This window comes from Paraburkholderia sacchari (genome assembly GCF_000785435.2).
Taxonomy (GTDB): Bacteria; Pseudomonadota; Gammaproteobacteria; order Burkholderiales; family Burkholderiaceae; genus Paraburkholderia; species Paraburkholderia sacchari.
This window is the reverse complement of the sequence record NZ_JTDB02000002.1, coordinates 430,371-457,177: the sequence shown is the minus strand read 5'-3', so window position 1 is coordinate 457,177 and position 26,807 is coordinate 430,371. Positions and strand designations below refer to the sequence as shown.

26 protein-coding genes are annotated in these 26,807 nt (G+C 66.7%); 17 read left to right on the top strand and 9 right to left on the bottom strand.

Annotation, left to right across the window (positions count from 1 at the left end):
- Nucleotides 1–17: 17 nt before the first annotated feature.
- Nucleotides 18–2,660 (bottom strand): DUF3141 domain-containing protein, encoded by a 2,643-nt coding sequence (locus NH14_RS08840; RefSeq protein ID WP_244143435.1) that lies wholly within the window; start codon nucleotides 2,658–2,660, stop codon nucleotides 18–20.
- A gap of 431 nt (nucleotides 2,661–3,091) precedes the next feature.
- Between NH14_RS08840 and NH14_RS08835 the strand changes: the two genes are divergently transcribed.
- A complete protein-coding gene (locus NH14_RS08835) occupies nucleotides 3,092–4,033 on the top strand; it encodes a bifunctional enoyl-CoA hydratase/phosphate acetyltransferase (protein ID WP_035523618.1) in 942 nt (313 codons plus the stop codon).
- Entirely contained in the window at nucleotides 4,030–5,292 is a 1,263-nt protein-coding gene (locus NH14_RS08830; protein WP_244143434.1) for an acetate/propionate family kinase, read from the top strand. Before NH14_RS08835 ends, NH14_RS08830 begins: the two co-directional genes overlap by 4 nt.
- 90 nt (nucleotides 5,293–5,382) lie before the next feature.
- On the opposite strand, the gene NH14_RS08825 is transcribed toward NH14_RS08830, so the two are convergent.
- Entirely contained in the window at nucleotides 5,383–6,021 is a 639-nt protein-coding gene (locus tag NH14_RS08825; protein WP_035523617.1) for an RBBP9/YdeN family alpha/beta hydrolase, read from the bottom strand.
- Nucleotides 6,022–6,231: 210 nt separating this feature from the next.
- Here NH14_RS08825 and NH14_RS08820 point away from each other — a divergent pair, with 210 nt between their 5' ends.
- From NH14_RS08820 to NH14_RS08795, 6 genes are read left to right on the top strand one after another with little or no spacing between them, the layout of a single operon-like run.
- Nucleotides 6,232–7,182 carry a 2-hydroxyacid dehydrogenase gene (locus NH14_RS08820; RefSeq protein WP_035523616.1) on the top strand — a complete coding sequence of 317 codons (951 nt, stop codon included), beginning with the start codon at nucleotides 6,232–6,234 and terminating at the stop codon, nucleotides 7,180–7,182.
- 53 nt (nucleotides 7,183–7,235) lie between these two features.
- Nucleotides 7,236–8,162: a hydroxymethylglutaryl-CoA lyase gene (locus NH14_RS08815; RefSeq protein WP_035523614.1), complete on the top strand. Its 927-nt coding sequence runs from the start codon at nucleotides 7,236–7,238 to the stop codon at nucleotides 8,160–8,162.
- 34 nt (nucleotides 8,163–8,196) lie between these two features.
- Complete coding sequence (locus NH14_RS08810) at nucleotides 8,197–8,718, top strand: YbaK/EbsC family protein (RefSeq protein ID WP_035523611.1); 522 nt, start codon at nucleotides 8,197–8,199, stop codon at nucleotides 8,716–8,718.
- Nucleotides 8,715–8,960 (top strand): DUF1289 domain-containing protein, encoded by a 246-nt coding sequence (locus NH14_RS08805; protein WP_035523608.1) that lies wholly within the window; start codon nucleotides 8,715–8,717, stop codon nucleotides 8,958–8,960. Before NH14_RS08810 ends, NH14_RS08805 begins: the two co-directional genes overlap by 4 nt.
- Nucleotides 8,957–9,424, top strand: a complete 468-nt coding sequence (locus tag NH14_RS08800) for a MaoC family dehydratase (protein WP_035523605.1) — start codon at nucleotides 8,957–8,959, stop codon at nucleotides 9,422–9,424. Before NH14_RS08805 ends, NH14_RS08800 begins: the two co-directional genes overlap by 4 nt.
- Nucleotides 9,421–10,368 carry an MBL fold metallo-hydrolase gene (locus NH14_RS08795; RefSeq protein WP_035523603.1) on the top strand — a complete coding sequence of 316 codons (948 nt, stop codon included), beginning with the start codon at nucleotides 9,421–9,423 and terminating at the stop codon, nucleotides 10,366–10,368. Before NH14_RS08800 ends, NH14_RS08795 begins: the two co-directional genes overlap by 4 nt.
- 291 nt (nucleotides 10,369–10,659) lie before the next feature.
- Here NH14_RS08795 and NH14_RS08790 read toward each other — a convergent pair whose 3' ends face one another.
- Together NH14_RS08790 and NH14_RS08785 are read right to left on the bottom strand one after the other, a co-directional pair.
- The gene (locus tag NH14_RS08790) at nucleotides 10,660–11,961 is read right to left on the bottom strand and encodes a DUF445 domain-containing protein (RefSeq protein WP_035523600.1); all 1,302 of its coding nucleotides are present in this window, start codon (nucleotides 11,959–11,961) and stop codon (nucleotides 10,660–10,662) included.
- A 116-nt stretch (nucleotides 11,962–12,077) separates the two neighbouring features.
- Nucleotides 12,078–12,977: a DMT family transporter gene (locus tag NH14_RS08785; RefSeq protein WP_035523599.1), complete on the bottom strand. Its 900-nt coding sequence runs from the start codon at nucleotides 12,975–12,977 to the stop codon at nucleotides 12,078–12,080.
- 133 nt (nucleotides 12,978–13,110) lie between these two features.
- On the opposite strand from NH14_RS08785, the gene NH14_RS08780 reads away from it, so the two are divergent.
- Nucleotides 13,111–13,581, top strand: a complete 471-nt coding sequence (locus NH14_RS08780) for an Lrp/AsnC family transcriptional regulator (RefSeq protein ID WP_035523598.1) — start codon at nucleotides 13,111–13,113, stop codon at nucleotides 13,579–13,581.
- A 13-nt stretch (nucleotides 13,582–13,594) separates the two neighbouring features.
- Here NH14_RS08780 and NH14_RS08775 read toward each other — a convergent pair whose 3' ends face one another.
- Complete coding sequence (locus NH14_RS08775; protein ID WP_035523596.1) at nucleotides 13,595–14,494, bottom strand: alpha/beta fold hydrolase; 900 nt, start codon at nucleotides 14,492–14,494, stop codon at nucleotides 13,595–13,597.
- 235 nt (nucleotides 14,495–14,729) lie between these two features.
- Here NH14_RS08775 and NH14_RS08770 point away from each other — a divergent pair, with 235 nt between their 5' ends.
- Entirely contained in the window at nucleotides 14,730–15,689 is a 960-nt protein-coding gene (locus NH14_RS08770; RefSeq protein WP_035523594.1) for an NAD(P)H-dependent flavin oxidoreductase, read from the top strand.
- Nucleotides 15,690–15,735: 46 nt separating this feature from the next.
- On the opposite strand, the gene NH14_RS08765 is transcribed toward NH14_RS08770, so the two are convergent.
- The 3 genes from NH14_RS08765 to NH14_RS08755 form a co-directional block, all read right to left on the bottom strand.
- Nucleotides 15,736–16,701 (bottom strand): LysR family transcriptional regulator, encoded by a 966-nt coding sequence (locus tag NH14_RS08765; protein ID WP_035523592.1) that lies wholly within the window; start codon nucleotides 16,699–16,701, stop codon nucleotides 15,736–15,738.
- Nucleotides 16,702–16,836: 135 nt separating this feature from the next.
- Nucleotides 16,837–17,934 carry a porin gene (locus NH14_RS08760; protein ID WP_035523589.1) on the bottom strand — a complete coding sequence of 366 codons (1,098 nt, stop codon included), beginning with the start codon at nucleotides 17,932–17,934 and terminating at the stop codon, nucleotides 16,837–16,839.
- 511 nt (nucleotides 17,935–18,445) lie between these two features.
- Nucleotides 18,446–18,940, bottom strand: coding sequence for a hypothetical protein (locus NH14_RS08755; protein ID WP_152617090.1), 495 nt, complete (start codon nucleotides 18,938–18,940; stop codon nucleotides 18,446–18,448).
- Nucleotides 18,941–19,659: 719 nt separating this feature from the next.
- Between NH14_RS08755 and NH14_RS08750 the strand changes: the two genes are divergently transcribed.
- Nucleotides 19,660–20,703, top strand: coding sequence for a bile acid:sodium symporter family protein (locus tag NH14_RS08750; RefSeq protein ID WP_035523586.1), 1,044 nt, complete (start codon nucleotides 19,660–19,662; stop codon nucleotides 20,701–20,703).
- Between the two features lie 118 nt (nucleotides 20,704–20,821).
- On the opposite strand, the gene NH14_RS08745 is transcribed toward NH14_RS08750, so the two are convergent.
- Complete coding sequence (locus tag NH14_RS08745; protein WP_035524012.1) at nucleotides 20,822–20,977, bottom strand: DUF3309 family protein; 156 nt, start codon at nucleotides 20,975–20,977, stop codon at nucleotides 20,822–20,824.
- Nucleotides 20,978–21,214: 237 nt separating this feature from the next.
- Between NH14_RS08745 and NH14_RS08740 the strand changes: the two genes are divergently transcribed.
- The 6 genes from NH14_RS08740 to NH14_RS08715 all read left to right on the top strand — a co-directional run bounded on the left by NH14_RS08740 (nucleotide 21,215) and on the right by NH14_RS08715 (nucleotide 26,674).
- A complete protein-coding gene (locus NH14_RS08740; protein ID WP_084225229.1) occupies nucleotides 21,215–22,330 on the top strand; it encodes a LacI family DNA-binding transcriptional regulator in 1,116 nt (371 codons plus the stop codon).
- Nucleotides 22,327–23,688, top strand: a complete 1,362-nt coding sequence (locus NH14_RS08735; RefSeq protein WP_052147874.1) for an AGE family epimerase/isomerase — start codon at nucleotides 22,327–22,329, stop codon at nucleotides 23,686–23,688. Before NH14_RS08740 ends, NH14_RS08735 begins: the two co-directional genes overlap by 4 nt.
- A gap of 43 nt (nucleotides 23,689–23,731) precedes the next feature.
- Complete coding sequence (locus NH14_RS08730; RefSeq protein ID WP_035523584.1) at nucleotides 23,732–24,709, top strand: carbohydrate kinase family protein; 978 nt, start codon at nucleotides 23,732–23,734, stop codon at nucleotides 24,707–24,709.
- A gap of 136 nt (nucleotides 24,710–24,845) precedes the next feature.
- Nucleotides 24,846–25,067, top strand: a complete 222-nt coding sequence (locus NH14_RS08725; RefSeq protein ID WP_035523582.1) for a hypothetical protein — start codon at nucleotides 24,846–24,848, stop codon at nucleotides 25,065–25,067.
- A gap of 105 nt (nucleotides 25,068–25,172) precedes the next feature.
- Nucleotides 25,173–25,418: a hypothetical protein gene (locus NH14_RS08720; protein WP_035523579.1), complete on the top strand. Its 246-nt coding sequence runs from the start codon at nucleotides 25,173–25,175 to the stop codon at nucleotides 25,416–25,418.
- A 161-nt stretch (nucleotides 25,419–25,579) separates the two neighbouring features.
- Nucleotides 25,580–26,674, top strand: coding sequence for an ion channel (locus NH14_RS08715; protein ID WP_237179572.1), 1,095 nt, complete (start codon nucleotides 25,580–25,582; stop codon nucleotides 26,672–26,674).
- The last annotated feature ends 133 nt before the right edge of the window (nucleotides 26,675–26,807 follow it).

The following is a 26,807-nucleotide window of genomic DNA, read 5'->3' as shown; positions in this document are numbered from 1 at the left end:
TCAGGTTCTTCTATAGCTTACTTTCCCGTGCCGGACGATGCGCGGCGGCGGGCCGCACGCGCGGGCTTCGCTACCGGCGCGGGCGAAGTCGATGCTTCGGCGGCTGGCTTCGTCGACTTCGCGGCTTTCTTCGCCGTTGCTGTCTTCGTTGCCGCCGTGCTCTTCGCTGCCTTTGCGGGTTTCGCATCGCCAGCGTTGTCGGCGTTGTTCGCGTTGCCGGCATTGCCCGTGCCACCCGCATCATTGCCGCTTCCCGGCGGCGGCAGCAACGGTTCCTTCTCGCTGCCCGGCTCCACGCCCAGCACGCGCTGCACCTCGGCGAAACGTTGCGCCCGCTCGCCTTCGAGCGGCGTCGATGCCGTCGCCACCTGATACACCACCGAAAGCAGCACGCGGCGCGTGTGCATGTCCGGCACCAGCTCGGGAAGCGCCGCGATGGCGGCGTTCGCGTCGAGATGCACGATCGCGCCCTGGCGGCGCGCCGACTCCTTCAACTCGGCGATGCCCGGCTGGCGATCGCCCATGTACTCGCGCGCGAGTTCGCGCATGCGCTGGAACGGGCGGTACTGGACCACGCGCATCTCGTCGGCAAGATAAGCCATGATGCGCATGAACGCATCGATGGGCGTACCCTTGTTCATGTGCTCGCGCGCGGCGCGCAGGCGCTGCTGCGCAAGCTCCTGGCGCAAAGCCATCAGCGGCGGCGCGACCGGGTCGAGCGGCGCGTTGGGCGCAACGCCCGCCCACGCCTGCACCCAGGGCGCCGTGTAGACGCGGTAGAAGGTGTTTTCGACCCACGCGTCGCGCGCGTCGCGCCACGCGTTCCACGCGCCTTCGATGCTCGCCGAGATCTGCTTCTCGATCAGCGTGAACGGATTGTCGGGCGCGGCCGGCAAGCGATTCGCACGCACCGCCTGTGCCACGGCGGGCAGCGCGCCGAGCGCCGGGTTCGCGTCGCTGAATACGCTGCGCTCCACGCGTGACGGATGCGTCTCGCGTAGCAGGTGCGCCGAATGCGCGTTGCTCGACGCACGCACGAACGGCGACACATAAAGGTCGTAAAACCGCTGATTGCTCTCCGCGATGCGGCGCACCACTTCGAACGGCTGCTCGTCGTCGCGTCCGTCGTCGAGCGCAAGAATGTCGCCGATGGTGCGGCGCTCGAAGCGGATCTCGTAGCGCCCCTCGAGCGCTTCGAGCCGCCCGGCCTGCGGCGCGGAATCGGTGATCTTGGCTTCGTAGAGGCCCGGCGGCAACACGTCGATCAGATCGAGCGCCGAAAATAGTTCGGTATGCTCTTTATTCGCCACGCTCGCCGAAACGAAGATGCCCAGATGCCCCACCTTGTCGTGCAAGCAATAGACGATCACCTGCTCGTTCGCGACGATCTCGTCCACGCTCGCGTAGAGATCGGGAATCCAGTTGAGCGCTTGCTGCGGCGGCGTGATGTTGTCGCCCCACGAAGCAAGCACGATGATCGGCGTGCGGATGTTGCGCAGGTCCACCGGCGCGCGCGCGTGCTTCGCGTAGACCTCGTTGCGCGTGAGGTGATTGCCGACGAACAGGTTCTGCACGATCCAGTCGATCTCGGCGCGGTTGAGCTGATAATGCCCGCCCCACCAGCGCTCGAATTCCAGAAAGCGCTCGCGCTCGGTATCGACCTTCGCGTAGAGGCTGTAGAGCTTGCCCCAGAACGTGTTGGCCGGATTGAGGTTCTCGAAGTTCTGCACGAGATGCGCGCCGTCGAAGCGACCGTCGCCGAGATCGGCGGCGAGCGACGACATCCACGAGCCGCCCAGCATGCCGCCCGAGTAGCGCATGGGGTTCTTGCCGCGCACACCGGCCCAGTACGACAGCGGCGAGCCCGCGAGCATGAGCGGCCCGACGAGCGTTGGCGCGGACGCCGCGACCAGCGCCGCGGCCCAGCCGCCCTGGCAGTTGCCGATCACGAAGGGCTGGCCGTCCGCCTCGGGGTGCAGTTCGCGCACCTTGCGCAGAAACACGATTTCCGCCTTGCCCACCGACTGGATCGTCTGCGTTTCGGTCGGCACCGGGAGGAAGGTCACGAAGTAGCACGGATGGCCCTTGCGCAACGCGATGCCCACTTCGCTGTCCATCTTGAAGCCCGCGATGCCGGGGCCGTGCCCCGCGCGCGGGTCGATCACGACGAACGGGCGCATACGCGCATCGGTCTGCACGCCCGCTTCCGGCTTGATGCGCAGCAGCGCGTAATTGCATGGATCCTCGAGCTCGCGGCCATCGACAATCACTTCATAGTCGAATGCGAGCACCGGCGGCATGCCGGCCTTCTCGTGCAGGTAAGTCTGGTTGCCGCGCTCGCGCAGCACGTCGAGGAACAGGACGCTGCGCTGCCAGGCGTCGAACAGGTATTCGAACAGCGGCTGGAGCGCGGCGGGCGCGGCTGCGGGCAGCGCGGGCGGGGTGGGCATACCCGGCATGGAGGCCGCGCCGGCGGAGTCGGCCGACCCGGCGAACGCCTCTGCAAGGGGCCGGAAGGGCTGAAACGGCTGCAAGGCCTCGAAACCCGGCAACGGCCAGAGCGGCCACAGGGAACGGCACGGGGATGTGGACGACGAAGCGGACGAAGAAGCAGACGAAGAAGCAGACGAGAGCGCAGGCGAGAAAGCGGATACTGCCACGTGACAAATCTCCTATAACGGGGCGTGCATGGCATGCGCACGACATTCATGCTGCACTGCAGTATTTCAATCTAGGCACAGTTTCGCGCCAAGTCAAGCCGTGCGGGATCGCGCGCGCGCTTCATGATCGCGTGGCGGCGTGAAGTCCGCGTGACACACTGCGCCGCAGCGCCCGCGCGAGCCGTTGCATGGACGATGCGCCGCGAATGCGGACAGTAAGCCGCACGCAGCGGCTGCACACTTTGCGCCCGGCGCGAGACGTGCCGGACTACACTGTTAGCGCTTTGCGCGCCGCAACATGGACGCGTAAAGGCGCGCCGCCGCGCAACCGTGGTTTAGCTTGCTCAAGACCTGCTTACGGCCATTTCGTGCTGACTTTCGTGCCGATTTTTGCGCCCGCGACAGGCCCTTGCTTCGGATGAGAGACAGACATGACTGCAACGCCCGACAAGTATTCCGCCCTGCTGGCCCGCTGCGCGGGCCTCGCGCCCGTGCCCACCGCGGTTGCGCACCCTTGCGATGTCTCGTCGCTCACGGGCGCGCTCGACGCCGCCAACCTCGGCCTCATCGAGCCGATTCTGGTCGGCCCCGAGGCGAAGATCCGCTCGGTGGCGCAAGAAGCCATGCTCTCGCTCGAGAACGTCAAGATCGTCGACGCGCCGCACAGCCATGCCTCTGCGGAACGCGCGGTGCTCGCGGTGCGCGAGGGCGAAGCCGAGATGCTCATGAAGGGCAGCCTGCACTCCGACGAACTGCTGCATGAAGTGGCGCGAAGCACGAGCGGCCTGCGCACCGAGCGCCGCCTCTCGCACGTATTCGCGATGGATGTGCCCGCATATCACAAGCCGCTCTTCATCACCGACGCCGCCGTCAACATCTTCCCCAAACTCGCCGACAAAGCCGATATCGTGCGCAACGCCATCGATCTCGTGCAGGCGCTCGGCATCGCCACGCCGAAGGTCGCGATCCTCGCGGCGGTGGAGACGGTCTCCGACAAGATGCCCTCGACCATCGAGGCGGCCGCGCTGTGCAAGATGGCCGACCGCGGCCAGATCGTGGGTGGCCTGCTCGACGGTCCGCTCGCCTTCGACAACGCAATCAACGCCGAGGCCGCGCGCATCAAGGGCATCACCTCGCAGGTCGCGGGCGACCCCGACATCCTGCTGGTGCCCGATCTGGAAGCGGGCAACATGCTCGCCAAGCAGCTCACCTTTCTGGCCGGCGCGGAATCGGCGGGCATCGTGCTCGGCGCGCGCGTGCCCGTCATCCTCACGAGCCGCGCCGACACCGTGCGGGCGCGCATCGGCAGTTGCGCTATCGCGGTGCTGCTCGCCCACGCGCGGCGCGCGCGCATGACCACGGAGGCCCTGTGAGCACGACGCCGACCTCCCCCTCCTCCGCGAACCACGCGCACGACGAAGGCCAGATCGTGCTGGTCGTGAACGCGGGCTCGTCGAGCATCAAGTGCTCGGTGTATCGCGTCGTCGATGATCCTCATGCGGAAGGCGGCGCGCGCGCGATTTTTGGCGCGGGCGGCCAGATCGAAGGCATTGGCGTGGCGCCGCGCGTGGTCGCGCGCATGCCTGACGGCCGGCTCATCGTCGACGAGAAGTTTCCGGTCGCGCAAGTCGCCGACCACGACGCCGCGTTCCGCCTCCTGCGCCTCGTGCTCGCGGTGGGCCTGCGCGACACGCCGCCCGCCGCGATCGGCCACCGCGTCGTGCACGGCGGCACGCACTTCAAGGACGCGGCGCTCATCGACGACAAGGTGATCGAGGAGCTCGACTCGCTCACGCCGCTCGCGCCGCTGCATCAGCCGCACAATCTCGCGGCGATCCGCGCGGTGCGCATGGCCGCGCCAGACCTGCCGCAAGTGGCCTGCTTCGACACGGCCTTTCACGCGAGCAACGGCATCATGGCGCAGCTCTTCGCGCTGCCGTACCACTACTACGAGGAAGGCATCCGCCGCTACGGCTTTCATGGCCTCTCCTACGAGTACATCGCGCACTATCTGCACGTCGCCAAGCCCGACATTGCGCGCGGCCGCGTGGTGGTCGCGCATCTGGGCAACGGCGCGAGCCTGTGCTCGATGAAAGACGGCAAGAGCGTCGAGACCACCATGGGCCTCACCGCGCTGGACGGCCTGCCGATGGGCACGCGCAGCGGCGCCATCGACGCAGGCGCGGTGCTCTGGATGATGGCGCGCGGCATGGGCTACGACGAGATCGAGAAGCTGCTGTACCAGGAGTCCGGCCTCAAGGGCCTCTCGGGCGTGAGCAGCGACATGCGCGAGCTGCTCGCGAGCGACGGCGAACGGGCGAAGCTCGCCATCGACTTCTACACGTACCGCATCGCCCAGGAAGTGGGCAAGCTCGCGGTCGGGCTGGGCGGGCTCGATGCGCTGGTGATGACGGGCGGTATCGGCGAGCACGCCGCGCCGATTCGCGCGCAGGTGTGCGAACGGCTCGCGCCGCTGTTCGGCATCGCGCTCGACGCGGCGGCCAACGATGCCGGCAAGGAATGCGTGAGCTCGCGCGAAAGCCGCCTGCCGGTCTTCGCGATCCGCACCGACGAGGAAGGCATGATCGCGCTGCATACGGCGCGACTATTGCGCGAGGCGCGGGCGCGCTGATGCCGCGCAGGCGGGCGAGCATGCCCGCGATCGGTTGAATTGCAGGCGGAACTCGGACAAAACCCGAGCGAAAATCAGGCGAACCGAAACTCAGGCGAACCTCAACCGGTCGCTCACGCTGAACGGCTCGTCACCGACAGTCTCGCTTGCGGTACGCAGACGCCTTGGCGCTTCACAGTGCACGAGCGTATCGATGAAATACTTCGCGCGCGGCCAAGGCCCAAAGCCCGCCGCCGTGTTGACATGCCCCGCGTCGCCGAGATTCACGAACGCGCTGCCTAGCTGCTGCGCGAGGCGCTGCGCCCCTTCGAACGGCATCCACGGATCGGTCTCGCTGCCGATCAGGATCGCGGGCACGGAAAGCCGGCGCGCCTCGAAAGCGCCGGCAAAGCGGAACTTCTCCGGGCTCGCGGGCGCGACGAGCAGCGCACCCACCACGTCGGCGGCCACCGTCCCCTGTTGAAGCGCGTGAGCCGCCACGAGGCAGCCGTAGCTGTGCGCGGCCAGCACGAACGGCCCGCGCTCGCGCGCGAGCAGTCGCGCGAGCGCCTGGCTCCAGAGCGCCAGATCGGGCGCGTCCCAGTCGTCCTGCTCCACGCGCAGCGAGCGCGCGAACTGGCGCTCGAGCCAGCTTTGCCAATGCGCGCCTTCGCTGCCGTGCAGGCCCGGCACGGTGACGAGTCTTGGCGGCCAGCGCGAGGCACACGAAGAAGCGGTGTACGAAAGCATGATTTTTTCCTCGCTTCGAGGGATCGTGAACGGATTGTGATCCGCCGCCCCCGCGCGCCAAACCAATTTTTTCCGCTTTGCTTTTTCTCGCCCCAGCCACGGCGCGGGGCCGCGCGGAGAAAGCAGGCGGCTTACGGCATGAAAACGTAGAATGTGGCGACCGATCCCACTCATCTCACGTTTTCCACTATCCGCAGGGAACGAACCGCGATGAAAATTCTGTTCTGGCTCCCGCAAGCCGACGCCACCGCCTGGCTCGACGGTCTCTCGCGCGCCCTGCCCGGCGCCGAGCTGCGCGCATGGCAGCCCGGCGATACGGCCCCCGCCGATTACGCCGTGGTCTGGCATCCGCCGCGCGAGCTGTTCGCCGCGCGCCCGGGCCTGCGCGCGGTCTTCAATCTGGGCGCGGGCGTCGACGCGATTCTCGCGCTCGAACGCGATGCGCCCGGCACCCTGCCCCGCGACGCACTGCTCGTGCGCCTCGAAGACTCGGGCATGGCGCCGCAAATGGCCGAATACGTGCAGCACGCAGTGCTGCGCTACCTGCGCCGCTTCGACGAATACGTGCTGCAGCAGGCGCGCCGCGAATGGCATGTGCTCGCGCCGCATCCGCTCGAGACCTTCACGGTGGGCGTGCTGGGCCTCGGCGTGCTGGGCGCGCACGTCGCGCGTGCGGTGGCGTCGCTCGGCGTGCCGGTGCGCGGCTTCTCGCGCAGTGCGAAAACCCTCGACGGCATCGAGACCTTCTCGGGCGAGCTGCGCGGCCCGCAGTTCGACGCGTTCCTCGCCGAAGTAAAAGTGCTCGTGAACCTGCTGCCCGCCACGCCCGACACCGAGAACGTGCTCGACGCGAACACCTTCGGCAAGCTCCCGCGCGGCGCATATCTCGTGAACGTCGCGCGCGGCGCGCATCTGGTGGAGCAGGATCTCGTCGATGCCCTCGCGAACGGCACGCTCTCGGCCGCCACGCTCGACGTGTTCCGCCACGAGCCGCTCGCCGGCGATCACCCGTTCTGGCGCGAGCCGCGCATCACGATCACGCCGCATTGCTCTGCGCTCACGCTGCGCGAGGAAGCGATCTCGCAGGTCGCGGACAAGATCGCGGCGCTCGCGCGCGGCGAGACGGTGAGCGGGATCGTGAATACGGCGCGCGGCTATTGAAGCGCGAGATTGGACGCAAGATGAGGCGCAAGAACACAGTATTGGAGACAAACATGGCAACCCTACCCACCGCAGTCAAAATCGTCGAAGTCGGACCGCGCGACGGTCTGCAAAACGAAAAGGAATTCGTGCCCACCGCCATTAAGGTCGAGCTGATCGACCGGCTCTCGAAGGCGGGCTTTCCGAACATCGAAGCGGCCTCGTTCGTTTCGCCGAAATGGGTCCCGCAGATGGCCGACGGCGCCGAGGTCATGGCCGGCATCGCGCGCCGCGAAGGCGCGATCTATTCGGTGCTCACGCCGAACCTGCGCGGCTTCGAAGGCGCGCTGGCCGCGCGCGCGGACGAGATCGTGATCTTCGGCGCCGCGAGCGAGGCGTTCTCGCAGAAAAACATCAACTGCTCGATCGCGGAAAGCATCGAGCGCTTCGTCCCCGTGGCCGAAGCGGCGAAGGCCGCCGGCGTGCGCCTTCGCGGCAGCGTCTCGTGCTCGTTCGGCTGCCCGTACCAGGGCGAGGTGCCGGTGGCGTCGGTGGTCGACGTGGTGCAGCGCTTCGCGGCGCTCGGCTGCGACGAGATCGACATCGCCGACACCATCGGCGTGGGCACCGCGAAGCGCGTGCACGAAGTGTTCAATGCGGTAACGAAGGTGTTCCCGCGCGAGCGCCTCTCGGGCCACTTCCACGATACCTATGGCCAGGCGCTCGCCAACATTTACGCGGCGCTCGAAGAAGGCATCGAAATCTTTCACGCCTCGGTGGCGGGGCTCGGCGGCTGCCCGTACGCGAAGGGCGCGACCGGCAACGTGGCGACCGAAGACGTGCTGTATCTGATGAACGGCCTCGGCATCCATACGGGCATCGACCTCGACCAGGTGGTGCAAGCCGGCGACTTCATTTCGAAGGCCATCGGCCGCGCCAACGTTTCGCGCGCCGGCAAAGCGCTGCTCGCGAAGAAACAGAGCGCAGCAGCATGTGCCTGAGTTGAAACCATTGCAGGACGAAGGGAACCACGACATGACGGAAACGCTCATCAACTCCGAAAAAGACGGCCTCGAAGCGCTGCCCGATTCCGCGCGCCGCGTCGCGCTGCTCCTGCGCGAGCACGGCCACGCCAAGCCCGTCGTGCTGCTGCCCGAGACCGGCAAAACTTCGGCGGAAGCGGCGGCCGGGCTCGGCTGCGAAGTCGCGCAAATCGCCAAGTCGATCCTGTTTCGCCGCCGCAAGGACAATGCGCCCGTGCTCGTGATCGCGAGCGGCGCCAATCGCGTCGATGAAAAGAAGGTCGAGGCGCACGTGGGCGAAGTCGGCCGCGCCGACGCGAAGTTCGTGCGCGAGATGACCGGCTATGCGATTGGCGGCGTGTGCCCGATCGGCCACGCCACCGCACCCGTCACGCTGATCGACGCCGACCTGTTCGCGCTCGAGAGCCTGTGGGCCGCGGCGGGCCATCCGCATGCGGTGTTCAATCTTTCGCCGCAGGAGCTCGCGGCGCTCACCGGCGCGCCCGTGGTGGACGTCGCGCTGCGCGACGCATGATCTCGCCCTGCATCAACGTGTGCCGCATGCACGAGCCGAGCGGCCTGTGCGAAGGATGCCTGCGCACGATCGACGAGATCGCCGCATGGTCCACGCTCGACGATGCCGCGAAGCGCGCCGTATGGGACGCGATCGACGCGCGCCACGAACAGTGGATGTGTCGGCCCGGAGTTGGCGCTTCAGCGCTTACTCCGGCCCCACGCATCGCGCGCGACGCGGTTAAAGCGGGAGACGCCCGATGACCACCACGCCCGCCCGCGTCGTGACGATTGGGGAAACGTTTCGCTCCACGCTCGCGCTCTCGCCCGATACGGTGAAGTCGTTCGCCACGCTCGTGAACGATCTGAACCCGCTGCACCACGACGACGCCTACGCCGCGCAAAGCCGCTTCGGCGGTTTGATTGCCTCGGGCACGCAGCCCACCGCGTATTTCATGGCGCTGCTCGCCACGCACTTTTCGCAGTACGCGCAGCCGCTGGGCCTCGAATTCGACATGAAGCTCAAGCGCGCCGCGCACGCCCATGACGTGCTCACCTTCGAATGGCGTGTCGTGGAGGCGCACTGGAAAGTCAGCCTGAACGGCGATCTCGTGAAGCTCGAAGGCACGGCCGTGAACCAGAACGGTGAGACGCTCGTGGTGGGACGCTCGACGATCCTCGTGATGCCGAAGCCTCAGGCGCCGGCAAGCGAAGGAGCCGCGCAATGAGCAACACCGCGCCAGCGCCAACTGCGGCGCTGCCGCCATCGATCCGCGTGTTCGAGCGCGGCTGGCTCTCGTCGAACAACGTGCTGCTCGTCGACGAAACCCGTGCGGCACTCGTCGACACGGGCTATGCCACGCATGCCGCGCAAACCGTCGCGCTCGTGCAGCATGCGCTCGCGGGGCGCGCGCTCGACACGATCGTCAACACCCATCTGCATTCGGACCACTGCGGCGGCAATGCGCGCTTGCAAGCGCAATGGACTTGCGAAACGCTCATTCCCGCCGCCAGCGCGAACGCCGTGCGCGCCTGGGATGAAGCACGGCTGTCGTTTCTCGCCACCGGCCAGACCTGCGAGCGCTTCGCCTTCACAGGCACGCTCGCGCCCGGCGCACGCGTGATGCTCGCCGGCTTCGAGTGGGAGGCGATCGGCGCGCCCGGCCACGATCCCGATTCGCTGATGCTTTATGCTGCCGAACCGCGCGTGCTGATCAGCGCCGACGCGCTCTGGGAGCACGGCTTCGGCGTGATTTTTCCGGAACTCGAAGGCGAAAGCGGTTTTGCAGAGCAGCGCGCGGTGCTGGACGCCATCGCGCAACTCGACGCGGCCGTGGTGATTCCGGGCCATGGCGCGCCGTTTACAAACGTCGGAGCCGCGCTCGAACGCGCTAATGCGCGCCTCGCCTGGCTTAGCGCCGATCCCGCGCGCAACGCCAAAAACGCGCTCAAGGTGCTGATCGTGTTCAAGCTGCTCGAAATGCGCACGATGACGTTCGCGGCGCTGGACACGATGCTCGCCGAGGCGGCGATCATGCGCGCGGCGGCGCGGCAGCTCGCGCCCGAAAGCGCGTGGCCCGCGCTGATGCGCGAACTGGCCGGGGAACTGGCGAAAAGCCGCGCGCTCGTGATGAACGAGAACGGGGTCGAAGCGCCCGCCGGCATGGCTTGAACCACTGCCCCGCACTGCCCCGCGCCGTCATGCGCGGCGGCTAAAAAAAACGCTCGCCCTTTTTTCCGGGGCGAGCGTGAGTATCGTGCTCTGACGTGATCAAACTGTCGAGCCGATCATACTCGCGCACGAATTCGCGTCGCATCGGTGATTTCCCTACAAACTACTATCGGCACCTGATTCAAAACGTTTGCCCAACGAATCGCCTGGGCAATTGATTCGAAATCCGAATCGATGGCAAAAACGCGGCGAATAGTGACAAAGAATCGGCAACACACGTTCACGAACATTTCACCAGCCGAGTTGCAGGCGCAACCATTCGAACAGGTGCGAGCACAAGTACAACCCGAGCCCGATCGTCCCGCCGATCACCGTGCCGTTCACGCGGATTTCCTGCAAGTCCTTGCCGATCTTCAGCTCGATCAGGCGCGCGGTGTCGCGCGTATCCCAGTTGCGCACCGTGTCGCGAATGTGATGCGTGAGGTAGCGCGCGAAATCGGGCGCCATCGCGCGCGCGGCGTCTTCGAGATGGCGGTTGATCGATTCGCGCAAGTCGGCGTCGGCGGCCAGCGACTCGCCGAGCCAGCGGCCGGTCGCCACCACCTTCGCGTGCAGCGTCGAATCGGGGCGCTCCAGATCGTCGCGCAGCCACGCGCGCAGGCTGCCCCATAGCGCACCGGTGTACTCGTTGAGCGCGCTGCCTTCGCGCAGACTGGCTTTCAACTCCTCGCCCTTGCGCAGGAACGCCGGATCGCTTTTCAGCTGCACCACGAGCTTTTGCACCACCTCGTCGAACTTTTGGCGCAAGTGGTGCTCGCGGTCCTCGCTCACCTGCAGCAGCAAGCGGTTCACCGCCGTTTCCAGCACGCGCGCGCCGCTGTCGCCGATCCATTCCGAAGGCAGGAGCTTCTCGGTCAACGGAAACTCGCCCTTGAGCCCGTCGACGATGCGCGCCGCCACGAACGTGCGCGTGCTCTCCTCGGCCAGCAAGGCGCCTAGCTGGTCGAGCATCTGGTCGAGCAGTTCCTGATGGCGGCCGTCTTTCGTGAGCGTGTCGAGCAGCGCGCCCGCCGACTTCGAGAGATCGACCTTGTCGAGCGCGGCGTGCAGGCCGTCGCGAATGAAGGCCTGGATGCGCGCGTCGTCGGTGAGGCCGAGCAGGCCCGACATCAGCCGCACCGCGTAGTCGCCCAGATGCTGCGCGTTGCTCGGGGCCGTGAGCCAGGACGAGAGGCGCTCGACCGGGTCATGGCGGCGGATCAGCTCGACCAGCGCATCCACGTTGAGAAACCGGTCGCGCACGAACACGGCGAGTTCGTCGGCGATGCGATCTTTGTTGCGCGGAATGACGCCCGTGCGCGCGGCGATGAACGGGATCGGCACGCGCCGGAACAGCGCGACCACGGCGAACCAGTCAGCGAGCGCGCCCACCATGGACGCTTCGCTGACCGCCTTGATGCCGTCGATCACCACGCCCGGCGGCGCGAGCGCCGTGGCGACGAATACCAGCGCCGCCGCCACCAGCAGCAGGAGGGCGCGGCGCTTGGCGCGCTTGAGTTCGGCTTCGTCGTGGCTGGCGTCGGAGAGGGGCATGCGCGGGTGCATCGTCGTGGTCGGGAAACCGCGACATTATGCGGCCAGCGTGCTGGCGACGCCGCGCGCGCCACACTCGTCACTCGGCGCGCGCGTCACGTGACGCCGATGACGCCTCAAGCTGACGACGCCTTGCGCCGCTGCGGCACGATCCGCCAGCCGAGGTTCACACCCGCCGCCGCGAGCAGGATGAGCGCCGCGCCCGCGACCTGGATCCACGCGAGGCGCTGCCCGAAGGCGAACCAGTCGACGAAGATCGCCACCACGGGGTAGATGAACGAAAGCGCGCCGGTCATTGCCGTGGGCAGCTTCTGGATCGCGCCATAGAGCAGCACGTACATCACTCCGGTATGCACGATGCCGAGCGTGGCGATCTGCGCCCAGTGCACGGGCGTGGCCGGCAGCGTGTCGTAGCGGATGAACGGCGCGAGCACGAGCGCGCCGAAGCCAAGCTGCACGAGCGCGATCAGATGCGGCGGCGTGCCCTTGAGGTGGCGCGTGATGATCGACGAGATCGCGTAGAGGAACGCTGCGCCGGCCGCGCACGCCACGCCCTGCAAATACTCGCCCGGCACCGCGAGCACGGCCGGCTGCACTTCGACCACGCCCACGAGCCCGACGAAGGCGAGCGCGAGCCACGCGACGGTCGATGCGCTCACGCGCTCGCCCAGCACGAGCGCCCCGAGGCCGACGAGCATGAACGGCTGCGTGTTGTAGACGGCGGTGGCCATTGAAATGGAGGCGCGCGAATAGGCGGCGAACAGCAGCACCCAGTTGGCGACGATGGCCGCGCCCCCCGCCATGGCGAGCGCGAGCGTGCGCCACGGCAGCCTGCGCCGCAACAAGCCGAGCGCCGCGCAAGCGAGCGCGAGCGTCGCGCCGCCCAGCACGCAGCGCATGAACGCCACGTTGATGGGCGCCTGCTGCGAATCGACGACGAGCCAGCCGATGGTGCCGGACATCAGCATCGCGGCGACCATCTCGGCCGCGCCGCGGCGAACTTCTGGGGAAGACATGACTGGGTGCTCCACGTGAGTATCTGTCTGAAAGTTTACTCAGCGCGAAGCGCGGAATACATGGCTAAACTAAGGCTGATAGATCGAATTGCCTTCGAATCGAAGGCCGACCACCGAACATGCAGGTGAAATCATGAACAAACGCCCCGCCGCGCCTGCGCCCATCGCGCTCGACGAGATCGACCGCGCGCTGCTCGCCGCGCTCGCCGAAGACGGACGCGCGAGCGTGAGCGAACTGGCCCGCCAGATCGGACTCTCCGCGCCGAGCACGTCGGAGCGCTTGCGCAGGCTCGAAGCCCAGGGCGTGATCGGCGGCTACACGGTGCGCATCGACCCGCGCGCGCTCGGTTATACGCTGCAGGCCATCGTGCGCGTGAAGCCGCTGCCGGGGCAGTTGCATCTGGTCGAAGAAGTGATCCGCCGCATTCCCGAATTCATCGAATGCGACAAGGTCACCGGCGACGACTGCTTCATCGCCCGGCTCTATCTGCATTCGATCGACCAGCTCGACGAGATCCTGGGCAAGGTCACCGAGCGCGCGGAAACCAGCACCGCCATCGTCAAGTCCACGCCCGTGGCGCGCCGCCTGCCGCCGCTCGAGTAAGCGCGGCGCACCGTCACTCCTGGCGCTCGGTCGCCTCGAAGAACGAGAGAATTTCGCCGACGAGCGCCTCGTGCGCTTCCTCGGGAATGTAGTGGCCGCACGGCAGCGCGCGGCCGCTCACATCGCGCGCCACCTTGCGCCACTCCGCGAGCGGATCGAAGCAGCGCCCGACCACGCCATGCTCGCCCCACAGCACGCGCAGCGGGCACGCGACCTTGTGGCCGCGCTCGATGTCGGCGCGGTCGTGGTCCAGGTCGATGGTCGCCGAGGCGCGGTAGTCCTCGCACATCGCGTGCACGGCGCCCGGCTGGCGCAGCGCCGCGCGATACGCGCCGAGCGCCTTGGGCGCGAACGGCGCAAGGCCCGCGTGGCGGCTGCCCATCACGCGCTCGATATAGGCGTCGGGATTCGCGCCGATCAGATCCTCCGGCAGCGGCTCGGGCTGGATCAGGAAGAACCAGTGGAAATAGAGCGTGGCGAACTCGCGGTTGGTCTGCTCGTACATCGCGAGCGTGGGCGCGATGTCGAGCAGCATCAGTCGCTCGACGGCGTCGGCATGATCGAGCGCCATGCGATGCGCGACGCGCGCGCCGCGATCGTGCGCGCACACGAGAAAGCGCTCGAAGCCGAAGTGGCGCATGACCGCGACCTGATCGGCGGCCATCGCGCGTTTCGAGTAGGCCGCATGGCTCGCATCGCTCGCGGGCTTGGACGATGCGCCGTAGCCGCGCAGGTCGGTAGCGATCACCGTGAAGTGCTGCGCCAGATCCGCCGCGCAGCGATGCCAGATCATGTGGGTCTGCGGATGGCCATGCAGGAGCAGCAGCGGCGGCCCCTCCCCGCCACGGAGCCCGTGAATTTCGACGCCATCCTCGGTGCGAACGGTGAAAGGCGTGTATCCGTCGAACGGCATGTCGCGTCTCCATCGTCTATTTGTTGGTCTGGAGGGTATTGTAGGAGGGGGCGCAATGCGTCATCGCAAATTCGGGCGCGAAAAGCTAGAAACCGAACACTCCCTCGACTCGCCCGAACGGCGCACCATGAGCGATCAACCGCACGCTCATAATCCGCAATGGTCCGCAACGGTCCACCATAGTCAGCATAAATCCGGCCCGAACCGGCCCCGCAGCCCGCAAGGAGACCCCGCCATGGCATTGCCCGCCGTCTTGCAGAACCTCTCGTTGCCTGTCGTCGGCGCGCCGATGTTCATCGTGAGCTACCCCGAGCTCGTGATCGCGCAGTGCAAGGCCGGCATCGTCGGCTCGTTTCCGGCGCTCAATGCGCGCCCCGCCGAACTGCTGGACGAATGGCTCACGCAGATCCAGGCGCAGCTCGCCGCGCACAAGGCCGCGAACCCGGACGCCGTGATCGGCCCGATCGCCGTGAACCAGATCGTGCATCAGTCGAATACGCGGCTCGAACATGACGTGCGCGTGTGCGTGGAGCACCAGGTGCCGATCTTCATCACGAGCCTGCGCGCGCCGCCCAGGGAGTTGCTCGACGCCGTGCACAGCTACGGCGGCGTCGTGCTGCACGACGTCATCAATCTGCGCCATGCGGGCAAGGCGCTCGAAGCGGGCGTGGACGGCCTCATTCTCGTTGCGGCGGGCGCGGGCGGCCATGCGGGCACGACCTCGCCGTTCGCGCTCGTGGGCGAAGTGCGGCGCATGTTCGACGGCCCCATCGTGCTCTCGGGCGCGATCGCCAATGGCGGCTCGATCCTCGCCGCCCAGGCGATGGGCGCCGATCTCGCGTACATGGGCACGCGCTTCATCGCCACGCGCGAGGCGCATGCCGTGGACGGGTACAAGCACGCGATCCTCGGGGCCAAGGCCGCCGACATCGTCTATACGAACCTGTTCACGGGCGTGCACGGCAACTACATCCGCGAGAGCATCATCAACGCAGGGCTCGACCCGGACGCGCTGCCCGAGTCGGACAAATCGAAGATGAATTTCGGCGGCGACAAGGCCAAGGCCTGGAAGGACATCTGGGGCGCGGGCCAGGGCGTGGGGCTCATGGACGACGTGCCCTCGGTCGCCGAACTGGTCGCGCGCCTGAAGCGCGAGTACGACGAGACCCGCGCGCGGCTCGGGCTCGCGCGCTGACGCGGCCGGCGGAATCTGAAACCGCAGCGGCGGGCGCGCGGCTTATTTACACCTTCCCTTTCGCCGCCGCGCGCGCCGCCGCCTCGCGAATCTCCTCGACGCCCGGCCATAGCGGGTGCTCGCCAAAGCGCTCCGCGAGGAAATCGACGAACGAGCGCACCTTCGCCGAAAGGTGGCGGCGGCTCGCATAGACGGCATAGATGGGCAGCTCGCGCGGCGGCAGTGCGTCGACGAGCAGCGGCACGAGGCGGCCTTGCGCGATGTCGTCGCCGATCACCTCGGTGCCGAGCATCGAGAGCCCGCCGCCCTGCAGCAGCACCACGCGCAGCGCCTCCAGGTGATTGACGATCAGATTGCCGCCGGGCTTGGGCCGCATCTGCCGCGCGCCGCCCTCCGCGAACGGCGCGAGCTCCGCCGCCGAGGCGCCCGCGTAATGCACGAACTTGTGCTGCGCGAGATCGGCGACGCTCTTGGGCACGCCGTGGCGGCGCAGATACTCGGGCGCCGCGCACAGCACGATATGCGCGGTCGCGAGCGGCCGCGCGATCAGCGACGACGCCTTCAGCCCCGAGGGCGCCGCGCGAATCGCCACGTCGAAGCCCTCGTCGATCAGCTCGACCACGCGGTCCGAGAGCGTGATGTCGACGGTGACCTGCGGGAAGCCGGCCGCGTAGTCGGCCACCGCGCCCATCACGTGGCGCAGGCCGAACGCCGTGAGCGACGACACGCGCAGACGCCCCTGCGGCACCACGCTCGCGGCGCCCACGGCCTGGCCCGCTTCATCGAGCTCGGTGAGCGCCTGGGCCACGCGCTCGTAGTATTCGCGGCCCGCCTCGGTGGGTGCGACGCGGCGCGTCGTGCGGTTCAACAGGCGCGCGCCGAGTTGCTGCTCGAGATGCATCACATGCTTGCTCGCCATGGCGGCGGACATGTCCATGCGCTCGGCCGCCGCCACGAAGCTCCCCGCCTCCACCACGTGCCGGAACACTTTCATGCTGACAAGGGTATCCATCACGCCGCCCTTTTCGCCAAATTCAAATTCATCGAAAACCCGTCTCCAGGATTGTGCACGCCGCTCAAAAAAACAAAACCCCGCGCTGCGGACAGCGCGGGGTTTCTGCCTTGCTGGCTTCAGGCTCGGGGGCGCTTAGAACTTCGCGCGCAGGCCCACGCCGTAGGTCTGACCCGACGACATGTTGTCGAAGTGGTCGTACATATAGGCCGCGTAGACGTCGGTGCGCTTCGAGAGCGGGTAATCGTAGCCGATAGCAGCGGTCGAGCGCGTCTGGTTCAGGCCGCCGCTGTCGCGCGAGTACGCGTACGAGGCCATCACCGTGCCCGTGCCGAGCGGCACCGTCACACCGCCCTGCGCCGTGTTCACGTGCCAGCTGTTGAGGTCGCTATTGTTGTTCGTGTACATGTACTGGCCGAAGAACTTCACGAACTTCAGGTCGTACGACAGGCCCACCTGGCCGATGCTCTGGCTGCGCAGGCCCTGGATGACCGTATCGCCGCTCACGATGCTGCCGATGTCGCCCGGCGTGTTGTTGAAGTTCACGTACTGCCAGACCGCCGTGGCGGCGAACGGGCCATTGAAGTACAGGCCCTGGACGCTCCACTTCTTCTTGCCGTTTTGGCCAGCCGTGTTGCCGAGCGAGTACACAGCCGTGCCCGACAGGCCGTTGAAGTTCGGCGTCGAGTACTGGATCGAGTTGTTCCAGCCCGAATCGCCCACCGCGCCCTGGTCGGTCGTGTAGCTCGGGAACGTCGAGAGCCCGAGGTACGTGTGGAAGATCATCGGCGAGAACGTGTACGAATCGACGAACGGGTTGAACAGAATCGTCGAGATGAACAGCGGCGTCGTCACGCGGCCCGCGACAACCGTACCGTACGGCGACTCGATGCCGACATACGCGTTGCGGGCGAAGAAGGTGTCGCCCTGGAAGCGGCCGAACTGACCGTTCTGCGCGCGGAAGAAGCTTTCCATCTTGAAGACCGCCTTGTAGCCGCCGCCCAGATCTTCAGCACCCTTCAAGCCCCAGTAGGACGTCGACATGCCGCCGCCGCCGACGTTCCAGGCCGTCTTGCCACCCGGGAAGCGCGTGGCCCCGACCCATTCGTCGACCTGGCCATAGAGCGAGACGCTCGACTGCGCGAATGCCGACGACGATGCGGCGGCAAGCAAGGCGGCAATGACACCCGCCTTGAGAGGCGTGCACAGCGCGCGGCTGACGGCTTTTTTCATGGGTTCTCCTGTCGATTTGTCAAAAAAGTGTTTGGCGGCTTTGGCGCTCGTGCAAACCGGTTGTTATCTCGCCGTTCGCGGGCGTCGCCGTTCTGGGCGGGACCATCTTTGCGGACCAGATTGGTGGACAAAAATATCGGTTGTTATCGCCGGTATATCGATCCGCATACTTTGCTGCCGGCGAATCCCGATTCGACCGGTTGCAGCAGCCGTTGCGCATGGCCCGGACACGACCGGCACAAGCCCGTCACCCGCGTGGACAGGACTTCGGCCCGTTTTTTGCCGCTCTGCAGCCGCGCCATCCGAGCGCCATCTTCACGAAGCCGAGATTGGATGATGAAAGGATATGGTCTGACAAAAAATTTCCCATAAAGTGTGGTATCCACACGTCAGTTTTGAGACTCGCAGGGACGAGCGATATCGACCGGACTCGCCATCCGGACGGTCGGTTGGAAATTCAGGGTCTGGTTGGATCGACGCGGCGGGGAGCGCGCGTGAAAAACGAGGGGGACTAGTTACGATAGGGCGCCGGCATCGGCGGACGCGGCACCTCGCCGCCGCCGCGCTGGAATGGGCGGTACGAGCTGCGCTCTTCGTTGTAGCGCGCGACGTCTTCGCGAATGGAGCCGGCGCGCACTGGCGAATCGGCCGGCGGACGGGGGACCTGACGCGCTTCCGCGCTCACGGGCTGAATCGGGCCGTGATAGCCGCCGAAGCCATTGCCATAGGGATCGTTGTTGAAGCCGCCGACACGGTGCTCCTGCTGGCGAGCGCCCTGACGGTCGCGCCAGCCGCCCTGGTCGGCTACGCGCATCGGCCCGCCGCCGTAGTGTCCACTGTAGTGCCCACTGGAGCGCCCGCCTGGCGCTCCGCCGAAGGGCGCTCCGCCAAAGGGCGCTCCGCCAAAGGGCGCTCCGCCAAAGCCCTCGCCGCCGCGGCGCATGCCGCCGCCACGCTGGCCACCCCATTGCATCGGCATGGCCGGGCGCGAAGCGCTGTGCATCATGGGCGCGGACTGAAAGCCGCCGCCATGAAAGTCGCCGCCACCGTGACCGGCCAGTGCAGGCTGGACAAGGGCGAACGCAATGAGGGCCGCTAATCCGGCCCCCAAGACCCACTGCCCTAACTTTGACAACCCTGCACGCATTTGTGTCGATCACCTGCCCGACGTTCAGCATGGCTTAACGCCATTCGGGCCATGGCGAGCCGTTCCGGGAAGCGTGTACGTCATGCAACAATTGCTGTCGCAACGGTTTTTGACTCTTCCTTGACGGTAATTTATGGGCGTCCTGAAAGGGTGTCGAGCCAAAAAGTGTTATGCCCTCGGAAGGGTTGTAACACCATGTTACTGCACGATTTTTTGGTCTTTGGGGACATGACGCGCGGGCTTGTTTCATGCTTTCCAGCAGCCTCGCCGAGGCAGCCGGAGGCTCTTCCGGCGGGGCTTTGCGAGCAACGGACGCGCACTGGCTGCGCTGCGCTCGAACCGTGTGTTTTGCATGACGAATGAATGGCGGCGATGCCTGCTCGCACCCCTCTTGTCTCGCATCGGCCACACCGCGGCAATTGCTCTGAAATCCAACCCGTCATGCAAAACGATCATTAATCGATTCGTCAAATGAATTTGCTTTTTCAATCGCCCTGGGCCAACAATAGAGGCCCTGATTCCTCCCGTGGCGCCCCAATCGAATAAAGTGCGCCGTGGTGCGCACTTGAGACTGATCGATGGTTCGTCCGAAATTCCTGCCTGATAACTTCACGCTGTGCCTGATCGGCACGGTGATTCTCGCCAGCCTGCTGCCCGTGCACGGCGTGGCCACCAAGCCTTTCAACTGGCTCACCAACGTCGCGGTCGGGCTGCTGTTCTTCCTGCACGGCGCCAAGCTCTCGCGCGATGCCATCGTGGCGGGCGCCACGCACTGGCGTCTGCACATCGTCGTGCTGACGAGCACCTTCATCTTCTTCCCGCTACTCGGGATCGCGCTCAAACCCGTGCTCTCGCCGCTCGTCACGCCCGCGCTTTACATGGGCGTGCTGTTCCTGTGCACGCTGCCCTCGACCGTGCAGTCGTCCATCGCGTTCACCTCGATCGCGCGCGGCAACGTACCCGCCGCCGTGTGCAGCGCATCGGCGTCGAGCCTGATCGGCATCTTCGTCACGCCCGCGCTCGTGAGCTTCATCGTCACGAACCAGGCCGCGGGCGGCACGTCGGCCTGGCATACGGTCTGGAACATCGTGCTGCAGTTGCTCGTGCCGTTCGTCGCGGGGCAATTGCTGCGGCCCGTGATCGGCCGCTGGATCGAGCGCAACCGCAGCGTGCTCAAGTTCGTCGATCAGGGCTCGATCCTGCTCGTGGTCTACGGCGCGTTCTCCGAGGCGATCAACCAGGGGCTCTGGCACCACACATCGATTGCGGCGCTCGGCGGCCTGGTCGTGATCAGCGCGGTGCTGCTCGGGCTCGCGCTCGGCGCCACCATGTTCACGAGCAAGAAGCTCGGCTTCTCGCGCGCCGACCAGATCACGATCATCTTCTGCGGCTCGAAGAAGAGCCTCGCGGCCGGCGTGCCGATGGCCAAGGTCATCTTCGCCTCGAACGCCGTGGGCGCGGTGGTGCTGCCGCTCATGCTGTTCCATCAGCTCCAGCTGATGGTGTGCGCGGCGCTCGCGCAGCGCTGGGGCGCCCGCGACATGAGCGCCGAGCGCGCCGAAACCGGCGACGAGTCGCGCGCGGCACGCGGCGAGCGGGCGGTGGCGGGGGGAAGGCAGTAAGCGACAATCCGCAAGCGAAGCGGCGCCCACAAACAACCGGTGCATCAACCAAAGAGGCCGGCGCGGATCACTCCGCGCCGGCCTCTTTGCCTTTGCACGGGAACATGGCTATGCGCGTCTAAACCTGCCCGGTCAACACGAGCCACAACATGACGATCACCCCGGCGCCCACGGTGCCAGACGGCCCGTAGCCCCACGTGCGGCTGTACGGCCACGCAGGAACAGAGGCAACCAGAAGCAGGACCAGAAATAACAGTAGGGATATGCCGCGCAAGAGTCCCTCCGGGTAGAGCAAGACATGCAACGTCGCGCAACTGCCATTCCCGCGCTCTGTTTAGTTGTTTTTACTAAACATGTAAATTTACGTTTATTCTCGTAATTACGGGTATTTACTGGCGTTTTACGCCGCCTTTAAAGGTTGCGCGGCCACATTTTTACTATACAATCGCCGCACATCTGGCCATATCGCGGCACGCACGCCGTGCGGCATCAGCAAGCGCGCACAGAAACCATGGGGACAACCATTCGTGACGTCGCGCAGGCGGCCAACGTGTCGATCGGCACGGTCTCCCGCGCGTTGAAGAACCAACCGGGCTTGTCGGAGCCCACGCGCGCGCGCATCGTCGAAGTCGCGCGCTCGCTCGGCTACGACTGCGGGCAACTGCGCCCGCGCATCCGCCGCCTCACGTTCCTGCTGCACCGCCAGCACAACAACTTCGCCGCAAGCCCGTTTTTCTCGCATGTCCTGCACGGCGTGGAAGACGCCTGCCGCGAGCACGGCATCGTGCCCGCGCTGCTCACCGCCGGCCCCGCCGACGACACCATCCAGCAACTGCGCCTGCACGCGCCCGACGCCATCGCCGTGGCGGGTTTCGTCGAGCCCGAGACGCTCGCCGCGCTGGTCGCGCTGCAGCGCCCGCTCGTGCTGATCGACCTGTGGGCGCAGGGCCTGCGTTCGGTGAATATCGACAACGCCGCGGGCGCGGCGCTCGCGATGCATCATCTGTTCAGCAAGGGGCGCCGGCGCGTGGCATTCATCGGCGGCTCGCTCGCGCACTACAGCATCGCCCAGCGCGCGCTCGGCTACCGGCGCGCGTTCTTCGAAGCGGGGCTGCTGTTCGACCCGTCGCTGGAAACCTGCATCGATGGCGGGCTCGATCCCGACACCGGCGCGGCGCTCGCGATGCAGCGCCTGCTCGACGCCGCGCGCAGCGGGCGCGGGCCGTTGCCCGATGCCGTGTTCGCCTTCAACGACGCCGCCGCGCTCGCCGCCATGCGCGTGTGCCTGGCCGCCGGCCTGCGCGTGCCGCAAGACATGGCGATCATCGGCTTCGACGACATTGCGGGCGCGTCGCACGCCGCGCCCGCACTCTCGACCATCGCTGTCGACAAGGAAGCGCTCGGGCGGCGCGGCGTCGAACTGCTGCTCGAAGAAGCGCCCGCAGCCGACGAAATCGTGCTGCCCGTGCGGCTTGTCGAGCGCGCGAGCACCGCCGCCAGCGACTCCACCGAGGCGGCGGCAAGCGCCTTGTCGCGGACTGGGCCTCGTGCCGAAGCAGTCCTGCTGAAACCACCCCAAGCCTGGTCCGCCGTTGCGCCAGGCCAAGCCAAGACGAGAAAGCCATGACGAAGCCTTCCAACGCCGCCCCCTCCCAACCGGCCAGGCTTGCCGACGCAGGCGCGCCCGCGGTCGCGAGCTTTCGCGACCGCGCGTTCCTGCTCGGCCATGTCGAGGACACGCTGCGCTTCTACTCGCCCACCGTGTTCGACAGCGCCGGCGGCTTCTTCCATTACTTCCGCGACGACGGCTCGATCTACAACGCCCACTCGCGCCATCTCGTGAGCAGTTGCCGCTTCGTCTTCAACTACGCCATGGCGTATCGCGAATTCGGCGACCCGCTCTACCTCGAATACGCGCGCCACGGCCTGCAGTTCCTGCGCGAAGGCCATTGGGATCCGCATCACCAGGGCTATGACTGGGAGATCGACTGGCGTGACGGCAAGAAGCGCACGCTCGACGCCACGCGGCACTGCTACGGCCTCGCGTTCGTGCTGCTCGCGTATGCGCATGCGGCGATGGCGGGCATCGAAGAAGCCCGGCCGATGATCGGCGCCACCTTCGAGCTGATGGAGCACCGCTTCTGGGACGGCGCAGCGGGCCTGTACGCCGATGAAGCCAGTGCCGACTGGATCGTGTCGAGCTATCGCGGCCAGAACGCGAACATGCACACTACCGAGGCGCTGCTCGCGGCCTATGAGGCGACCGGCCACCTCGTCTATCTCGACCGCGCGGAACGCGTCGCGTCCAACATCACGCTGCGCCAGGCGAAGCTCTCGCACGGGCTCGTGTGGGAGCACTTTCACGCCGACTGGTCGGTGGACTGGCACTACAACGAGGCGGACAGCTCGAACATCTTCCGCCCGTGGGGTTTCCAGCCGGGGCATCAAACCGAATGGGCGAAACTGCTCATGATCCTCGAACGCCATCGTCCGCTGCCGTGGCTGCTGCCGCGCGCGATCGAACTGTTCGACGCGGCCATGGCGCACGCCTGGGACGACGATCACGGCGGGCTCTACTACGGCTTCGGCCCGGACGGCACGGTATGCGACCACGACAAGTACTTCTGGGTCCAGGCCGAGACTTTCGCCGCCGCCGCGCTGCTCGCGAAGCGCACCGGCAACGAGCGCTTCTGGGACTGGTACGACGAAATCTGGCGCTACAGCTGGGCGCATTTCGTCGATCATCGTTACGGTGCGTGGTATCGCATACTTACCTGCGACAACCGCAAGTACAGTGACGAGAAAAGCCCTGCGGGCAAGACCGATTACCACACGATGGGCGCATGCTACGAAGTCCTGAACGCCTTGCCGGGCCGCGGCATGGCGCCCGCTATCGGAACAGCGGGAACAACGGGAACAACGGGAACGGCGGCAGGCAGCGAAGCGGCCTTCGCGCAAGCGAACGGCACCGACGGCAACGCCTGAGCATCAGTGAAGATTCAGCGAAGGAACAGCGAGGGAACAAGCGATGAGCACCTGCAACACTGGCCCCGACTTCTCGTCCGGCTTCCCCGCCTTCATTTCGGCGGGCGACATCCTCACCGATCTCGTGCGCGTTCCCGCGCCCGAAGGCGCACCGCACGCGTCGGGCGCGCCGGGCATGGATTCGCACTGGCGCGCGCATCCGGGCGGCGCGGGCTGGAACGTGGCGCGCGCAGTGGCGCGCCTGGGCCTGCCCACCGCATGCGCGGGCGCGCTCGGCACCGACAACTTCTCCGACGAGCTCTGGAACGCGAGCGTCGCAGCGGGCCTCGACATGCGCTTCATGCAGCGCGTCGAGCGCGCGCCGCTGCTCGCGATCGTGCACCAGACGCATCCGCCCGCGTACTACTTCATCGGCGATAACAGCGCCGATCTCGCCTTCGATCCGGCGAAGCTGCCCGAAGGCTGGCGCGCACACGCGAAGTGGGCGCATTTCGGCTGCATCAGCCTCGTGCGCCAGCCGCTCGGCGAAACGCTCGCGACGCTCGCGGCGCAGTTGCGCGAGGCCGGCGTGAAGATCAGCTTCGACCCGAACTACCGCAACCTGATGGCGCACGGCTACGAGCCGATCCTGCGCCGCATGGCCGCGCTCGCCGACCTCATCAAGGTGTCCGACGAAGATTTGCGCATGCTGTTCGCCGACAAAAGCGAAGCCGAGGCCATCGCGGCAATGCGCGCGCTGAACCCCGCCGCCACGCTGCTCGTCACGCGCGGCGCGCAGCCCGCGACGCTCTATGCCGGCGACGCGGTGATCGAAGCGGCTCCGCCGCGCGTCGAGGTGGCCGACACCGTGGGTGCGGGCGACGCCTCCATCGGCGGGCTGCTATTCAGCTTGATGAGCGCGCCACGGCGCGAGTGGCGTCAGCATCTGGCGTTCGCGCTTGCCGCCGGCGCCGCGGCGTGCCGCCGGCCCGGCGCGCATTCGCCCACGCTCGACGAGGTCGTCTCGCTGCTCGCTGACTAACGCACCGGCTGGCCCGCGCCGCGCGCGATGCGCGGCGCAACACTGACATGAAAGCGCCTTGTCAGCGTCACGAGCGTGCCCCGCAGGCGCGGAATCAACGTGCTAGCATGGAAGCTCCTTTCACGAGGAGCCCGCCATGGAAGACGTCAGCTACACCAAGGGGATCTATACGGCAGTCGCCTCAGTGCGGCCCATGAACGCCGGCCAGTACCAGGGCCTGGTCTCCCTGGCGCGCGACGACGGCGAGGAACTCGAGAACGCCGTCTACGAAGTAGAAAGCGCCTCGGGCACGCCTGAGGAAGCGCTGGAAGAAGCGAAGGCGCTCGCGCATCGCATTCTCGGCGAACTCGAACTGTAAGGTGCAAGAGAGGCAATCTCGAACCGCGCGGGGCGGCGATCCTGTCCGCGGCGGTCCTCTTCGGCCGGCAGCTCGAACGCTTGCTCCGGCCGGCAGGAGACGAACATGGCCGAACAACTCTTTCTCTATGGCGTCTACGCCATCCACGTGCATCCGCTCGAACTGCAAGGCGCGCGCTGGGATGCCGAATACCAGATCACGCACCGCGACAAGCCCGTGCAGCCATGGGTCACGATTGGCGGCAACGCGGGCTTCGAGGCATCCGCCGAAGCCATCGATGCCGCGCGCCGCCAGGCCATCGCCGACATCGAGCACGGCGCGGGCATTCCCAAGCCACACGCGTTTCCATGACCGGCGCGCTCGCGCCATCCGCTTCCGGACTTTGGCTTGAACCTGGCTTGAACCTGGCTTGATCCCGCACAGGAGCGCTGGGCGCGCGGCGGCTTGCCCTGCCTCTCCGCGATTGCTACGCTTGCCTCCTCATTTCGCTCCGCCCTGAAGAAGGGACCACCATGACATCCGAAATGCAAGGGCGCAACGCCTGCGAAAACGTCGGCACCGGCGCCGACATGCAGGACTCGCAGGAAGCCTCCGCCGCCCACGCGCCGCCCGCGAACGCGGCGGATGTGCAACCCGAGGAGACCTCGACCGATACGCTGTGCAAGGGCGCTTCCCCCGCATCGGCATCGGAGGCGCGCAAACCCGAAGAAGTCCATCGCAGCGGCGCGCGAACGCTGGAATTCGGCTCGCGGAAGATTCTCGTCTACGGCATGCCCGTGCAGACCTGGCGCGACTTTTATCACTTCGCGCTGCAGATGCGCTGGCTCACGTTCTTCGCCTCGCTCGCCGGCCTCTTCCTGCTGCTCAACGGCCTCTTCGCGTGCCTCTATCAGCTGGGCGAAGCGCCCATCGCCAATCAGTTTCCGAAAGACTTTCTCGGCGCCTTTTTCTTCAGCGTCGAGACGCTCGCGACGGTCGGCTACGGCGACATGCACCCGCAAACCGTCTATGCCCACGTCATCGCGACGCTGGAGATCTTCGTCGGCATGTCGGGGGTCGCGTTGGCCACGGGGCTCGTGTTCGCACGCTTCTCGCGCCCGCGCGCGAAGATCCTGTTTGCGAACCAGGTGGTCGTGCATCCGATCGAAGGCCGCATGACGCTGATGGCGCGCGCCGCCAATGCGCGCCAGAACGTGATTGCCGAAGCGCAGGCGAAGCTGCGCCTGATCCGCGTCGAAACCTCGTCGGACGGCTACACCGCGCGGCGCATCTACGACCTCAAGCTCGTGCGCTCGGAGCATCCGCTCTTCACGCTCGGCTGGAACCTCATGCATGTGATCGACGAATCGAGCCCGCTGTTCGGCGCGACGCCCGACATGCTCGCGAACCAGAGCGCGGCGCTGCACGTCGTGATCGAAGGCTCGGACGAGTCGACCGCGCAGACCATGCAGGCGCGCCATATCTGGTCGGATGCGCAAATCCGCTGGCAATACCGCTACGTCGACCTGATGAGCGACGTGAACGGCGTGAGCACCATCGACTACACGCACTTTCACGACGTTGTGGCATTCGACAACGCCAGGCCATACGGGCCGAGCGTGATCTGACGCCGCATGCCTCTCGCGCGGGCATCGAAACGCTGCAGGGGAAATCCTTCTCAAAATTGCCCCGTGACGGGTAGCTTGTCGCGCGAATTCCTGCCGGGCCTGGTGAGTTAGCAAAATATTTCCGTCATTGGCG

Coding starts and splice junctions, on each gene's coding strand:
- NH14_RS08835 (WP_035523618.1), top strand. CDS start 3,092: ATGACTGCAACGCCCGACAAGTATTCCGCCCTGCTGGCCCGCTGCGCG.
- NH14_RS08825 (WP_035523617.1), bottom strand. CDS start 6,021: ATGCTTTCGTACACCGCTTCTTCGTGTGCCTCGCGCTGGCCGCCAAGA.
- NH14_RS08820 (WP_035523616.1), top strand. CDS start 6,232: ATGAAAATTCTGTTCTGGCTCCCGCAAGCCGACGCCACCGCCTGGCTC.
- NH14_RS08815 (WP_035523614.1), top strand. CDS start 7,236: ATGGCAACCCTACCCACCGCAGTCAAAATCGTCGAAGTCGGACCGCGC.
- NH14_RS08810 (WP_035523611.1), top strand. CDS start 8,197: ATGACGGAAACGCTCATCAACTCCGAAAAAGACGGCCTCGAAGCGCTG.
- NH14_RS08805 (WP_035523608.1), top strand. CDS start 8,715: ATGATCTCGCCCTGCATCAACGTGTGCCGCATGCACGAGCCGAGCGGC.
- NH14_RS08800 (WP_035523605.1), top strand. CDS start 8,957: ATGACCACCACGCCCGCCCGCGTCGTGACGATTGGGGAAACGTTTCGC.
- NH14_RS08795 (WP_035523603.1), top strand. CDS start 9,421: ATGAGCAACACCGCGCCAGCGCCAACTGCGGCGCTGCCGCCATCGATC.
- NH14_RS08790 (WP_035523600.1), bottom strand. CDS start 11,961: ATGCCCCTCTCCGACGCCAGCCACGACGAAGCCGAACTCAAGCGCGCC.
- NH14_RS08785 (WP_035523599.1), bottom strand. CDS start 12,977: ATGTCTTCCCCAGAAGTTCGCCGCGGCGCGGCCGAGATGGTCGCCGCG.
- NH14_RS08780 (WP_035523598.1), top strand. CDS start 13,111: ATGAACAAACGCCCCGCCGCGCCTGCGCCCATCGCGCTCGACGAGATC.
- NH14_RS08775 (WP_035523596.1), bottom strand. CDS start 14,494: ATGCCGTTCGACGGATACACGCCTTTCACCGTTCGCACCGAGGATGGC.
- NH14_RS08770 (WP_035523594.1), top strand. CDS start 14,730: ATGGCATTGCCCGCCGTCTTGCAGAACCTCTCGTTGCCTGTCGTCGGC.
- NH14_RS08765 (WP_035523592.1), bottom strand. CDS start 16,701: ATGGATACCCTTGTCAGCATGAAAGTGTTCCGGCACGTGGTGGAGGCG.
- NH14_RS08760 (WP_035523589.1), bottom strand. CDS start 17,934: ATGAAAAAAGCCGTCAGCCGCGCGCTGTGCACGCCTCTCAAGGCGGGT.
- NH14_RS08755 (WP_152617090.1), bottom strand. CDS start 18,940: ATGATGCACAGCGCTTCGCGCCCGGCCATGCCGATGCAATGGGGTGGC.
- NH14_RS08750 (WP_035523586.1), top strand. CDS start 19,660: ATGGTTCGTCCGAAATTCCTGCCTGATAACTTCACGCTGTGCCTGATC.
- NH14_RS08740 (WP_084225229.1), top strand. CDS start 21,215: ATGGGGACAACCATTCGTGACGTCGCGCAGGCGGCCAACGTGTCGATC.
- NH14_RS08735 (WP_052147874.1), top strand. CDS start 22,327: ATGACGAAGCCTTCCAACGCCGCCCCCTCCCAACCGGCCAGGCTTGCC.
- NH14_RS08730 (WP_035523584.1), top strand. CDS start 23,732: ATGAGCACCTGCAACACTGGCCCCGACTTCTCGTCCGGCTTCCCCGCC.
- NH14_RS08725 (WP_035523582.1), top strand. CDS start 24,846: ATGGAAGACGTCAGCTACACCAAGGGGATCTATACGGCAGTCGCCTCA.
- NH14_RS08720 (WP_035523579.1), top strand. CDS start 25,173: ATGGCCGAACAACTCTTTCTCTATGGCGTCTACGCCATCCACGTGCAT.
- NH14_RS08715 (WP_237179572.1), top strand. CDS start 25,580: ATGACATCCGAAATGCAAGGGCGCAACGCCTGCGAAAACGTCGGCACC.